Below are 13,039 nucleotides of genomic sequence, written 5' to 3' on the forward strand. Positions count from 1 at the left end.
TGGGGGCTGCGCTGATCGAGGGCCGACGTCACGACGAACCACCCTGGTGCCGGGGCGACAGCCTTGCCTGTCGCTCCGGCCTTTTTGCCCGGCAAGGCATGGGAGACGATAAATGGCGCATGACTTCCCCAAGGAAGCGAGCACGCAGCTGTTCCGCGACGCCATGGCGCAATTGCCCGCTGCGGTGCATGTCGTGACGACCATGGGCAAGGCGGGCCTGCACGGCACGACGGTCACGGCTTTCTCCAGCCTTTCGGACGAACCGCCCAGCGTCCTCGTCTGCGTCAACCGCAAGTCCCGGATCCACGATGTCCTGCGCGACAACGGCTGTTTCTGCGTCAATCAACTGTCAGGAGGCCAGGACGCAGTCGCCGCCGCATTCGCCAACAGCGCGCTTGGGGTAGAGGACCGCTTCGACAAGACCGGCCCCTGGCACGAATGGACCGACCCCTTGGGCGCCACGCACAGGGCCCATCCCGAAGCCGCCGGCAGCCTGACATGCGAGCTGGTCTCCATCCTCGACGGCTATTCCCACAGCATCTTCATCGGCCGCGTCACCGGCATCGCCCTGCGCGACGGCGCCAGTGCTCTGGCGTATTATCGCCGTGGTTTCGAGAAGATCGGCGGGGAGTAGGCCGCGCGGGCAGATTCCTGTGACATATAGGAATGATATTATTGGTTTTATTTCCGTCATCCCGGGCTTGACCCGGGATCCCGCTAACGTGCGGAAAGAGACGTGGCGGCGGCAAGAACCGAGCGGGGCCCCGGATCAAGTCCGGGGCGACGAAGTTGAAGATCCGAAGATGGCGCCTGAGCCCAATTTCGGCTGTCACTTATAATTATGCGTTGGTGTGAAGCTCGATCATCGAGGTGGGTGCTTTTCATGCGGTGAGGTTTTCCCCGTTTTCAAAGCGCTTCCGGATTTCGGCCACCTGTTTGCCGGTGGCCAACTGGTAGTGGGGGCGGTCGATGAAGCTGTGCCAGTCGCCGCCCCATTCGATGGCGGTGACGCGATCCTTGATGTGTTTTCCAAGGGCGGCGTAAGTCGCGCTTTGGTCGGCGGTGTTGCCGGTGAGGTAACGTCCCTCGGCGTCGAAAATGCCGACGTCCCAGGCGATGCCGAAATTGTGGTTGCTGTGGCCGCCGCGGGCTTTTGTGACCGGGCTGCGGTGGAGTTCGGTCGTGCGGCCGATGGCGTAGAGTTCGTCCTGTTCGGCGTAAGTGCGCGTGCCTGAAATGATGCGGACGGTCGAACCGAACGTCTGGGCGGCGGTCATGAAGTGGCGCGCGACTTCCTGGGCGGGGATGATCAGCGTGGCGATGTTGCGTTCCGAACGGTCGTCAAACGTTCCGAGCGTTGTGCGCAGGCGCTTGGCCTCGTCGTTCAACGCCTGTTCGGCCACGGTGACGGCATTGGTCCAGATCCCGTCCAGCGGACCTTTATAGTAACCGCAGACCGCGCAGGATCGTTGGACGTAAAGCGTTTCCTTGATGGACAACTGGCTGCTCATATCCTCTCTCCGTGTTTGCTTTTTTTGCGGTCGAATGGTTATCGGTGGCCCTATCGGCCATGGTTATGCTTGCTTCCTTCCGAGCAGTCCGTGCTCGGTGAGCAGTTCACGCAATTTGGTGACCAGCCAACCGGTCGCACCACGGCGGATCAGGCCGCCGGGAACGATCGCAGTCCATGCCAGACCCATGCCGATGCGCCACGGGGCGGTGGCCATGGTCTTGATATAGGCGTCGACGACCGCGTCGAACCTGCGGCCGAAGGCACGGCGCAGGCTGTCGGGATCGAATGTGTCGACGGGCCATCGCGGGGATGCGGGTTCCGACGCTGCCGTGCCGAACAAGGGGATGATGGGACGGCTGTATGCCGTGGTCCCGTGCGAAGGTGAGGGGGCAGGTCTTCGTTCAGAGTGCGTGGCTCGCCGGAAAAGAGCCACGGCATGGGCGTACTGTTGTCGGTCGGCTCGGGGATCGGGATGGTGAAGTAATATTTCAGGAAATTGTAGCAATTGAGCCGCCCGAGCATGAAGTCGTGATGGCGATAGCTCTTGTCGAGAAAGCCGGAAAAGCCGTGAAGCGCGCCGCCTGCAATGGCCTGGGCGCCCTCCTTGGCATTCGGGCCGCTCGGGCTGATCATGAAGCGGCTGTAGACACTTTCGTCGAGTGCCAGTCGGATATCCTCGGGATGGAAACGGTTCTGGTTGGTGAAGGCGGTCATCATGCCGCCCATGACGGCCCACACCGTTTCATTCCCCGTGCCCGTCAGTGTGCCGGGGTCGGGCGTCGCGGGAAAGGGATCGACCATGATGACCGCGCGACAGGCGCTTTGTGCGGTTTGCGGATTGTGGCCGAGAATGCCCGCCAGTTCGATCCGGGCCAGTTCCAGCGGTTCGTTGTTGATCATGCCGCCGTCGATGGCGATGTATTGCAGGTCGGGCTGAGAGGGCGTGTCGTCGTCCAGGTGGATGAGCTGTCCCTCCGTCGTGAATTCGGATTTGACCGATGAAGTCAGCGTGGCGGTGCCCTGTTTGTTGAACCACGATGCGGCATAAAGCTCCGCTATGGGCTTGATGGCGCGGGCACGCAGGGCCACCGGAAAGGCTCCGGTGGCAAGGGCTGCCTGTCCCATGCTGCTCCAATCGCTGTCGGTGGTGCCGGCGGGAACGAAAGAGAGGTCGATTTCGTCGGGGCGGGGCGTGCTGCTGCCTCGTACATGAAGGCTGAAACGTGCCACATCGTTATGACGGGTCATCGAATAGAGTGCGCCCTGACTGCCGGAAAAGGGAAAGGCGTAAGTGACGCCGCGCAGATTGGTGGTCGTGAAGCAGAGATGGACTCTGTCGGCGAGCCATGGTCTGTCGGGCGGATCGGCGCTGTCGTTGTTGCGGGCGCCCAGCGTCGTCGTGACGATGGTGTCGAGTACCGAGCAGTCGAGCAGGGATTGCAGGACAGGCTTGCCGAAGGCGGCCTTCGTCGCGGCAAGGTCGGCGGTATCGAGCAGGCTGCGAATGTCGATCTGCAAGACCCATGCGTTGTAGAACGGATTGTCCGCTCCCTTGCTCGCCGCGTCATTGTCGGTGCGGATATGGGGAAACCGGCGCTTTGCGGCAGCAGCAGTGATCGCGGCGGTCATTCCCCCGGCCGATGCGCCGGTGATGACTTTCAAACGGACTTCGTGGAGGCCCCTGCCGTCGTTCGCGCGATTGTCGGCGAGAGCGTCGAGGGCCTCGAACAGGAAGTCGAGAACGCCGCCGGTATAGGCTCCGGCGGAAACCGCCCCGGCCAGGACGAGGCCGATCTCGAATATCCGGGGGTGCGCATCGCCCGGAAGGTCCGTGAACAAAGGTGTGCCGGTTGCGGGAGAGTATGGTGCATATTTAATATTTTGGGGAGACATCATCAAATCTCCATTCAATTTAATATTTACATATCAAATATTAAACTTCCAGATGGCGCATTTGTTACGCTGTGATGGTGTCGGCGTATGGTTGAGAATCATTTTTGTGTTTCGTGAAGCATATTCCACTTTTGTTTCGCCAAAAAGAGGGTGAAATGGTTCATGTCGCGATGTTTGGCATTATTGTTTTCTGATGCATTCTGATTTCTGGTAATGTAAAACGTTTGCGGTCGAAAAATGGGATTTTCGTGCAATAGATTGGCGATACCGTTTTGATGCGATACCGGATGTGGTTCGGTAAGCGGTGCCTCAATAAATTTTCCATTTTATCCGTTTCGGTTTGTCTTGGTTTGGTCCGATGTGGTTGTCATTCGTGCCGGTGCGAATTTCGGACGACCTGTGCGTGCTGCATAGGCAGCCTCGGGGCGTGGTGGGGCAACCGGTTGCAAATGCACATATCTTTGGGAAAAGGCATCGGTTATGCGGGGGCGGATGGCTGTTGAAAGAGTGTTTCCCATGCTGCGTCTTGTTCTCCGCTCCACGCTTTGTTCGGGTCTTGCCTTGCTGGCGGGGGCGCCGGTTCTTGCTCGGCCTGTTGCGGCTCCGGCCCCTGCTCCGGTGCGTGCGGGTGAGCTTTCGGCGACGGTGAAGGAGATCGCCTCGGACGCGTATGAGGGGCGCTCGCCCGGGACGGCGGGCGAGGAGCGGACGGTTGCCTGGTTGACTGCGCAGCTCAAGGCGCTGGGGCTGGCGCCTGCCGGGCCGGGCGGGCAGTGGACGCAGACGGTGCCGATGATCCACAATGTCGCGGGAAAGCCGACGCTGCTTTCGATCATGGCCGGTGGGCAGGATCTGGCGCCGGTGGTCGGGCCTGACATCGCCCCCACCACCGCGCGGGCAGGGGATCGGGTGGAGATCGCGGGCGCGCCGCTGGTCTTCGTCGGCTATGGCGTGTCGGCCCCCGAACGTGGCTGGGACGATTTCAAGGGCGTGGATCTCAAAGGCAAGGTTGCGGTCTTCCTCGTCAACGATCCCGATTACGAAGCGACCCCGCACGACGGCGCCTGGGGCAAGTTCGGCGGTCGGGCGATGACCTATTACGGCCGCTGGACCTACAAGTACGAGGAAGCGGCGCGGCGCGGGGCGGTCGGCGCCTTGCTGGTGCACGAGGACGGACCGGCGGGTTATGGCTGGAACGTGGCGGGCAACAGCGTGGGCGGGACTTATGCCCTGCCGGTCGGTGCCGGACAGCCGCAGCCGGTCGCGGTGCAGAGCTGGATTTCACACGCCTTTGCCGAGCGCCTGTTCAAGGCGTCGGGGCTCGACCTCGCCACGTTGAAAGCGGCGGCGCGGCAGGCCGATTTCCGTCCGGTCCCGCTGACGGGCACGACCCTGTCGCTGACCATGCCGGTGCAATCGAGCCGGATCGAAAGCCGCAATGTGCTGGCAATGATCCCCGGCACGCGGCACGCGGACGAAACGGTGATGTTCGGCGCGCATTGGGATGCCTATGGGCAGGGCGCGCCCGATGCACAGGGGCGCACGGTGCGGCCCGGCGCGAATGACGACGGGCTGGGCGTTGCCGGAGTGCTGGCGCTGGCCCGCGCGTTCAAGGCCGCGCCGCGCCCCTCGCGCACATTGGTGTTCGGGTTCTGGACGGCGGAGGAACGCGGGCTGCTGGGGTCGGAATATTATGCGCAGAACCCGGTGTTCCCGCTGGAAAAGACGGTCGCCAACCTCACCATCGACGTGTTGCAGACGGCGGGCGCATCGCGCGATGTGGTTCTGATCGGGGCCGGGCAGGACAGTCTTGAAGCCGATCTGGCCAGGGCCGCCGCCGCGCAAGGACGCACGATCACGCCCGACAGCAAGGCCGAGCGCGGGTTGTTCTATCGCGCGGACCATTTCTCGTTCGCCAAGCGCGGTGTGCCCACGCTGTTGCTGATGGGCGCGGGTGGCGGGGCCGATCTGGTCAAGGGCGGTCGCGCCGCCGGGGACAAGTGGGTCAGCGACTATACCGCCCACTGCTATCACCAGACCTGCGACGCATGGTCGCCGGACTGGGACCTCTCCGGCGCCACCGCCGACGTCAACCTCGTCTATGCGCTCGGCCGTCGCTATGGCTGGTCCCGCGACTGGCCGGTGTGGAACGCGGGCTCCGAATTCAAGGCCCTGCGCGACAAGAGCGCGGACCAGCGCAAGCGGTAAGATTGCTGCGACAGGTGCGTTGATCCCCAAATTTACGGAATGTGGGCGAAGCTGAAAGCCATTCAGGGGTTTTCGCACTCGTCACCGTAATTCTCCCACCCAGGCGTGATGCCTTCGACTTGGGTGGTGCTTGTTCGGGGTGGGGGTGGGGGTGTAGGGGCGGCGCGTGTTGCGGGCTTCGGCTTTGCCCGGTGGTCGAGGCGCTGTGCCTCGCGATGGATAGTGTCAGGTCAAAGTGATGGATTGGGTTCCCCTCGTTTTAATCGCGTTCAAGCTTGTGGTGTTGGGCGTGGCCATGTTCATGTCGATCAAGTGGCATCACGATCAGGACCAGAAGAAGAAGCAAAGGGACGCCGAAGCCCGACAGGCGCGCGAGGATCATGCGTCTGACGCTGTGCCGGACGCCTCGGACGCCTCGTCGGGCAAGCCCTGAGCGCCCTTACCCCGCGTTGACCAGAGTTTGGGCAAGGGTCGGGTAGTCGGTGTAGCCGTGGGCGCCGCCGGAGTACCAGGTGGCTTCGTCGGTGGGGTTGAGGACCGGCTCGGGCTGGCGGAAGCGGGCGACGAGGTCGGGGTTGGCGATGAAGGGGCGGCCGAAGGCGATGAAGTCGGCGCGGCTCTGGGCCAGGGCGGCTTCGGCGCTGTCGCGGGTGAATTCTCCGGCAAGAATGAAGGGGCCGCCGAACGCCTCTTTCAGGCGGGCGGCGATCTTGCGCGGGTGCGGGATGGAGTCGGGCTCGATCACGTGGAGATAGGCGATCCCGCGCTGCCCCAGTTGTTCGGCGATATAGGGATAGAGCAGCGCCGGGTCGGACGCGCCGGGGCCGTCGATGTCGAAATGGGGGGAGAGGCGCACGCCGACGCCCTCTGGACCGAAGACTTCGAGTGCGGCATCGACGAGTTGCAGCAGGAACCGCGCGCGCGCCGCGATCGAGCCGCCATAGGCATCGACGCGCTGGTTGCTGTCGTCGCGCAGGAACTGTTCGATCAGGAACCCGTTGGCCGCGTGAAGTTCCACCCCGTCGAACCCGGCGGAACTGGCATTGACGAGGGCAAGGCCGAATTCGTCGCGCAAGGCGGCGATTTCTCCGAGGCGCAAGGGCCGGGGGACCGGAAATGGCTTTGGCCCCTGTGGCCCCGGCAGCGTACCGCGTGCGGCAATCGCCGACGGGGCGGGCGGGGGCTGGCGTCCGGGCAGGCGGTCGGGATCGGCCTTGCGCCCGAGGTGGAACAATTGCTGGAAAATGCGGCCGCCTGCATCGTGAACGGCATTGGTCACGCGCCGCCATGCTTCGACTTGCGCGGCGGTGTGGATGGCGCCGGTGCCCGGACGGCTGACGCTGCCCGCCGAGACGTGGGTGGCTTCGCTGATGATAAGGCCTGCGCTGGCCCGTTGCCGATAGTATTCGACCGACAGCGCGCCGGGTTTGCGGGTGTCGGGATCGTTCCGCGCGCGGCCGAGCGGCGCCATGACGATGCGGTTGGGCAGAGTGAGGTGCCCCAGGCGACCCGGTTCGAACAGACCCATGACGTGACGCTCCTGCAAAATGGCGCATTCTGGCTATGGCGCGGGCGCTCCTGGAACAAACGAGTTCCCGCAAGGGTCGGTTCAGTTCTTGTGATAGGGGCCAAATGAAACGCCGCCGCGCACGAGCCCTTTCGCGCGCCCCGATCCCCGGACGCAAAGGCGCGATGCGCGGCGGCGTGCCCGGCCTCCCCCGAGGCCGGGTGCCGACCGGTCCGACCCTGCGAAGGACGTGCGGGATCATGACCGGCGGCGGGTGGGGGCGGCCAAGAGGGATGCCGCCCCCCCGGAGTGTCGGACGTCAGAACAGGAACGTGGCGCGGGCGTAGTAATAGCCACCGTTGATGCCCCACGGGGTGTTGGAAATCGGGCGGGCATAGACATTGCTGCCGTCCGCCGGAGTGACGCCGCCTGCGCCGTCCGATACGTTGGCGACGGTCGATGCCTTGCGGTTGAACACGTTGTTGGCGCCGACATCGAGCCGCACTGCCCGCGTGACTTTCCAGCCCAGATCGACATCGGCGATGAAGGCGGTCGGCGTGCGGTTGATCAGATCGCCCGTGCCGGTGCCGTCGAGGCTGATATGCTGGCTGGTCCGGCCATAGATCGTGCCCCGCAGATTGAGCGAGAGATTGTTGTGGGTGATCAGCGCGTTGCCGATCACTTTGACTTTCGGCGTGGCACTGGTCAGGGCGTCGATGGCATTGGGCGATAGCAGCGTGGTCTGGTTGAACGCGGCGTTATAGACGGCAGCGGGCAGGCCGTACGTGCGCTGGATCGTGGTCTGGTTGTAATTGAAGCCCAGGGACCAGTCGACGTGGTCGGACGCGCTGAACCGCGTGCTGGTGGTCAGCGTCGCCTCGATCCCGCGCGTGCGGGTGTCGGCGCCGTTGGCAAAGATGTTGATGCCCAGGTATGAGAGGTTCTCGCCCGACTGGATGCCGCGCGCCAGGATCGTGTCATAGATCGCCTGCGACACGATGCCGTCGGTGCCCCACCCCTTGGAATAGCCGACCAGAGCGCCCGAGGCGACGATGCGGTCGCGGATGCGGATCTGATAGGCGTCGACCGTCAACTGGATCGCATGGGTCGGATGGGCGACGAAACCGACCGAGAAGTTGGTCGACTTTTCCGGTTTGAGCGCACCGAAGCCCAGCGCCGCGACCGCGCGCGAATTGGGCGGCAATTGCGCATAGGTGGAATTGGGGCTGACATTGGTCGATGAATAGTATTCCTCGGCCAGCGTCGGCGCGCGGAACCCGTTGCTGACTGTCCCGCGCAAGGCGAAGGCGGGGCTGAAATCATAGCGGGCGTTGACTTTGCCGGTCCATTCATCGCCGAAATCGGAATAATGTTCGAACCGCCCGGCCAGATCGACGTGAAGGCCTGCGACCGGATCGGCGGCGACGTCGATATAGGCGGCATAGGCCTTTCGTCCGTTGACCCCGGCGTCGGTGTCCGAGAACCCGGCATAGGAGGCCGCGCCCCCGGCATAAGTGGAGGCCGGTTCCCCCGCCTTGATCCCATAGCTGTCATAGCGGTACTGGCCGCCGAACGCGAACGTCAGCGGCTTGGCAAGGCCGATGTCGAAATCGCGCGTCACGTCGAGATCGACCGACCATTCGCTGTTGGTCAGCGTCCCGTCATAGAAATTGCGCTGGGGCGCAACGGCGCCGGTGGTCGCTTTCTGGATCGGCAGCCATGCGGCGGCATTGGCGGAATCGAGCGTATAGAGCGCGGCGGCATCGCGTCCGTACGTGCCCGAGGCATCCCATTTCCATCCGGCGAGATCGCCTTTCAACCCCGCCGTCAGCGAGAAATCCTGTTCCCGCAGGCCGATGCGCGGCGTAAATCCGGTGGGGAAGGGGACGATGGTCACCCCGGTCGCATCGGTGCCGACGACGCGGCTGGCCGGGCGATAGTTCTCGTTGCTCGACGCCACGCGGTTGCCATAGCTGCCGAACGCATAGGCATCGATCCCGTCGGTCAGGGCATAGCCCGCGTTGAGCGCGACGTTGAACAGGCTGTAATGCGAATCCCCGCTGATCGTGTTGACGTATGGGGTGGAGGAATTGTTCAGAACCCCCGCTGCGTCCCGCGCGCTGGCCGAACTCTTGAGCGAGCCGTCGGTGTTGAAATAGCGGTGGTCGTAAGTGCCGCGACGGCTGTAATCGTGGAACCGGTATTCCGCCGTCACATTGGCAAAGCCGCGATCGCCCAGCTTGAACCCGGTGTTGAGCGCGGCTTCGAACGTCTTGCCGTCGCCGTTGTAATACTGGCCGCCGGTGACCGACAGCGATCCGCCGTGGTCGGCGTTCTTGAGGATGATGTTGACGACCCCGGCGATGGCGTCGGACCCGTATTGCGCGGCGGCGCCGTCCTGAAGCACTTCGACATGGCCGATGGAGCTGGTCGGCACAAAGCTGAGATCGGTGGTGGCCGAGCCCGAATAGGGACTGCCGCCCAGAACCGCGAGATTGGCAGTGAAATGCCGCCGTTTGCCGTTGATCAGGACCAGCGTGTCATTGGGGCTAATCCCGCGCAGCGCAGCGGTGAGCGTCAGGTTGGCCGCGTCCCCGCCGAACGACTGGAAATTGAGGCTGGGCAGGCTCTGGGCAAGGACCTGGCGCAAGTCCTGTTGCCCGACGTTCTGGAACGCGCTTTGTCCGACGATCTGGATCGGTGCGGAACTGTCGGCGGCGCGGGTTCCGGTCGTGCGCGTACCGGTGACGATGATTTGCGGATCGGCGCCGGGCGTTGCTGTTCCCGTTGCGGGCGTGGGCGTTTCCCCCGTTTCGGCGCGGGCGGTTCCGGCCACCAGCGCAAGGGCAAGGACGCCGGTGGTGGCAAGAAGAGACCGACGATACTGCATGATTGTTCCCCCATCTTTTTGCAGTTCAGGCGCAGCCGACTGGCGCGTGTCTGCCTGCCCGCAAGGCCCTAGGGGGTAATGTCTATTGAATGAATTGAATTAACCTCATGCTCTGTTGGGGAAGATCAAATATTGGCGATTGCAATAGTTTACCGCAGTTCGCTGATAGCGGAGAGAAGGTGAGCCGCTGCCACCTCCCCGAATTTCAAATCCAGCCTCGGCGCGTTTTCCAGTCGATCATCGACTGGACCAGTACATTGCGGTGCAGCAGGGCGGAAGGATGCAGCCCTTCGCTCGGGGCTTCCTGGACGACGGCGCCGCTGGCCGCGCCGACGCTGGCGCTGATCGGGGTGCCGTCGAAAGTGACGGTATAGGGGCCACTGCCCGAAACCGTCTTTACGTTGCGGCCGATCGAGGACCATGTGCCGTCGGACGCCTGGATATAAAGCGTCGCCCCGACGGTGGGCGCGGCGGTCATGCTGACCGAGGTGGCGTTCTGGGCCGCGGCGGCGGCCAGCGTGGTGGTGAACGAACGCAGCGCCCACAACGGGCGGTTGGACGCCAGATCCGCCGAGGCATAGCGCCACGCCCCCACGCTGTCCTCGATATAGCCGTTGGTGCGATAATAGGTGCTCGGGTCGGGAATGCCGTCGATCCCGACATCGGCGTTGAAGAACCACATGTCGCCGTGGCTGGTGGTGGGATAGCCCTTGCCGCTGGCTGGCGTCTCGCCCGCCACGGTCTGGAACCCGTTCGAGGTGGTCGTGCCGGGTAGCCCTTCGATCTGGGTAATTGGCTTTCCGAACAGGGATTTGAGCAGGGTGTAATAGCGCCCCATCCCGGTGCGCAATTCGCCGCTGTCATACGTATAGGGGACCGCGTTGGTGATATGCTGGCTGATGATGAAATCGAACGGCCATGCGCCCTGTACCGCATAGGCGGCCTGTAGCGCGGCGATCTTGTTCGCCCAGTTGGCCTGTTGGTCCCATCCCGACGGGCCGCAGGGGCGATTGCCCGGGACGCAGGAATTGAACAGGGCAAGCCGCTTGCTTGTCGTCTTGTCGTCGAGAGCGACTTCGATATAGCCCATGGCGTTGCGCGCGGTCCATGCCGCGCCGACCTGGCTGTGATTGACGCCTGCGCCGATGCTGTCCCCGAACGCGACGAAGGCCGGGCGCCCGTCGCCCCCCTTGGCGATCATGTACGCGGGCAGGTAGCTCAATCCGGTATTGTTGAGCGTGGTACTGGTGGAGAGGTACGAGAACAGCGTGGAGGCGCTGCTCTGTGTCCTGACCGGGCCGCCCGCCGCGTTGAGCACGTCGAACGTCGTGCGCGGAATGGTGATGCCCGCCGACGACACGAAAAAGGCAATGCGCGCGCGGTACACCGTGTTGGCGGCCAGGGTCGTCGGAATGCGCGGCAACAGCGATCCGGCCACGGTATTGTCGATCGTTGCCAGCCCCGACGAAGACGCCCCGTCGCACGCGACCCACGTCCCGCTGCTGACTTCGATCGCCCACCCCTGGATCGTGATGCTGGCCCCGGCGGCGAGCAGCGTTTCCCCCGCCGTCGGGCTGTAGAACGATGTCGCGAAGACGCGCGGGTCGGTGACCGGATAATCGGGCGTGCCGAAATACCATTCGGTGACGTGAAAGACATTCGTCGTCGCCGACCCGGTGTTGGGCCAGCGCATCCCCGTGCCCATGAACGAATAACGCGACGGACTGGTATAGGTTTGCTGCGGACGCCGCGAAATCAGCGTCCGGCGCGATCCGATGAGGGGCATTGCGTCACCCTTTCATGATCCGGAGCATCAGGGACACGTCGGACGTGGTCCCGAACGTCGGAGTGCCGGTGACGATGAGAACGGCATAGAGCGTGGTCGAGGCGCCGATGACATAGGCGCCGATCGCGTCGGCCTGGGCAATGCCGACTGCCGAGCCGAGCACGTTCCCGCCCGAAAGCGCGCTGACGGAAAAGACGCCGAGCAACTTGGCCATGTCGGCGGTGGCGATCACCGGGGCGGCCTTGTCGGTAAAGGTCGATCCGCTCGGGTTCGCGTTGAACAGCGCCACCGACCATGAACAGGTGTTGCCCGAAGTCGCCTTGTTGACGATCAGGATGTCCTGAAGAATGCCGCAAAGATCGGTCGCGTCGAGCGCGGCGGGCAAAGTCAGCACCCCGCCCACGACATTGCCGGTGGCATATGTCCCGGCCGTCACCGTGATCGCCGGGCTGATCTGTGACGGGCGGCCCACGACCGACCCGATCATGTTGGTGCCCGGCGGCAAGGCCGTCTGGAGGCTGGTTTTGAGGTTGCTGGCGGAATCGAGTTGGAGGGCCGAATATTGCCCGTTCGACAGGCTCGGCGCGGCAGTGTTGTAAATGCCCAGAGGCCCGCTCGCGGCAATGTTGGTCCCGGTCGATCCTTGCGCTCCCGGCGCCGTCGACACCGCGCGCAGATTGCCGCTGCCGTCGGTGATCCCGACCGAGGTCGCACTCGTCGGTGCGGTGGTGCCGATCGCGCCCACCGACGCATTGGAGCCGCCGCCCGACCCGGTTCCGATATTGCTGCCGTCCGGATTGGTCGCCGAAACCTGCAAGGCATAGGACCCGTCGGGCAGCTGAACCCACCCGACCGGGATCGTCCCGACCCCGACGGCGCGCGTTTCCAGAACCTTCGTGACCATGCCTGAAGCTCCTCTTGATAGGAAAACAGGCCCAGCGCCAGACACACCTCTCCGGCCCGTCGCCAAGGCGAAAGGCGGTGCAAAATCCAAAATCCTGACGATGGACCCCGATTTTATTGACGTGCTTGAAACCTGCTGGCGCAGAGTAAACCTGATGCGAATAAAGAGTCGATAGGAAATCGTTCGATCAGGTTATTTTTCCATCACTCGATCGTCCGAATTGGATTGTAATGGAAATGCGCCTGGTTCGCCGGGGTAATTCGCCGGGGTAAAAGGATGGTTCAATAAAGGCTTATACCCAACCTGCGATGCGCTTCTCTCATCACAGGTTGGTATAA

General features: G+C 63.6%; 9 protein-coding genes. 3 read left to right on the forward strand and 6 right to left on the reverse strand.

What is annotated here, in order from left to right:
• Positions 1–112 precede the first annotated feature (112 nt).
• Positions 113–634 (forward strand): flavin reductase family protein, encoded by a 522-nt coding sequence (locus Y88_RS00005; RefSeq protein ID WP_008065004.1) that lies wholly within the window; start codon positions 113–115, stop codon positions 632–634.
• 247 nt (positions 635–881) lie between these two features.
• Here Y88_RS00005 and Y88_RS00010 read toward each other — a convergent pair whose 3' ends face one another.
• Positions 882–1,511, reverse strand: a complete 630-nt coding sequence (locus tag Y88_RS00010; protein WP_008065003.1) for a M15 family metallopeptidase — start codon at positions 1,509–1,511, stop codon at positions 882–884.
• Positions 1,512–1,660: 149 nt separating this feature from the next.
• Entirely contained in the window at positions 1,661–3,352 is a 1,692-nt protein-coding gene (locus tag Y88_RS00015; RefSeq protein WP_008064999.1) for a patatin-like phospholipase family protein, read from the reverse strand.
• 570 nt (positions 3,353–3,922) lie between these two features.
• Here Y88_RS00015 and Y88_RS00020 point away from each other — a divergent pair.
• Positions 3,923–5,614, forward strand: coding sequence for a M20/M25/M40 family metallo-hydrolase (locus Y88_RS00020; protein ID WP_018076165.1), 1,692 nt, complete (start codon positions 3,923–3,925; stop codon positions 5,612–5,614).
• Positions 5,615–5,852: 238 nt separating this feature from the next.
• The gene (locus Y88_RS00025) at positions 5,853–6,047 is read left to right on the forward strand and encodes a hypothetical protein (RefSeq protein ID WP_018076166.1); all 195 of its coding nucleotides are present in this window, start codon (positions 5,853–5,855) and stop codon (positions 6,045–6,047) included.
• Between the two features lie 6 nt (positions 6,048–6,053).
• Here the strand turns inward: Y88_RS00025 and Y88_RS00030 are convergent, their stop codons facing one another.
• From Y88_RS00030 to Y88_RS00045, 4 genes are all read right to left on the reverse strand, one after another.
• Positions 6,054–7,142: an alkene reductase gene (locus Y88_RS00030; RefSeq protein ID WP_008064994.1), complete on the reverse strand. Its 1,089-nt coding sequence runs from the start codon at positions 7,140–7,142 to the stop codon at positions 6,054–6,056.
• A gap of 298 nt (positions 7,143–7,440) precedes the next feature.
• The gene (locus Y88_RS00035) at positions 7,441–10,011 is read right to left on the reverse strand and encodes a TonB-dependent receptor plug domain-containing protein (protein ID WP_008064992.1); all 2,571 of its coding nucleotides are present in this window, start codon (positions 10,009–10,011) and stop codon (positions 7,441–7,443) included.
• Positions 10,012–10,216: 205 nt separating this feature from the next.
• The gene (locus Y88_RS00040) at positions 10,217–11,797 is read right to left on the reverse strand and encodes a hypothetical protein (protein WP_008064991.1); all 1,581 of its coding nucleotides are present in this window, start codon (positions 11,795–11,797) and stop codon (positions 10,217–10,219) included.
• Positions 11,798–11,801: 4 nt separating this feature from the next.
• A complete protein-coding gene (locus Y88_RS00045) occupies positions 11,802–12,701 on the reverse strand; it encodes a hypothetical protein (protein WP_008064989.1) in 900 nt (299 codons plus the stop codon).
• Between the last annotated feature and the right edge of the window lie 338 nt (positions 12,702–13,039).

This window comes from Novosphingobium nitrogenifigens DSM 19370, assembly GCF_000192575.1.
GTDB lineage: Bacteria > Pseudomonadota > Alphaproteobacteria > Sphingomonadales > Sphingomonadaceae > Novosphingobium > Novosphingobium nitrogenifigens.

Coding starts and splice junctions, on each gene's coding strand:
- Y88_RS00005 (WP_008065004.1), top strand. CDS start 113: ATGGCGCATGACTTCCCCAAGGAAGCGAGCACGCAGCTGTTCCGCGAC.
- Y88_RS00010 (WP_008065003.1), bottom strand. CDS start 1,511: ATGAGCAGCCAGTTGTCCATCAAGGAAACGCTTTACGTCCAACGATCC.
- Y88_RS00020 (WP_018076165.1), top strand. CDS start 3,923: ATGCTGCGTCTTGTTCTCCGCTCCACGCTTTGTTCGGGTCTTGCCTTG.
- Y88_RS00025 (WP_018076166.1), top strand. CDS start 5,853: ATGGATTGGGTTCCCCTCGTTTTAATCGCGTTCAAGCTTGTGGTGTTG.
- Y88_RS00030 (WP_008064994.1), bottom strand. CDS start 7,142: ATGGGTCTGTTCGAACCGGGTCGCCTGGGGCACCTCACTCTGCCCAAC.
- Y88_RS00035 (WP_008064992.1), bottom strand. CDS start 10,011: ATGCAGTATCGTCGGTCTCTTCTTGCCACCACCGGCGTCCTTGCCCTT.
- Y88_RS00040 (WP_008064991.1), bottom strand. CDS start 11,797: ATGCCCCTCATCGGATCGCGCCGGACGCTGATTTCGCGGCGTCCGCAG.
- Y88_RS00045 (WP_008064989.1), bottom strand. CDS start 12,701: ATGGTCACGAAGGTTCTGGAAACGCGCGCCGTCGGGGTCGGGACGATC.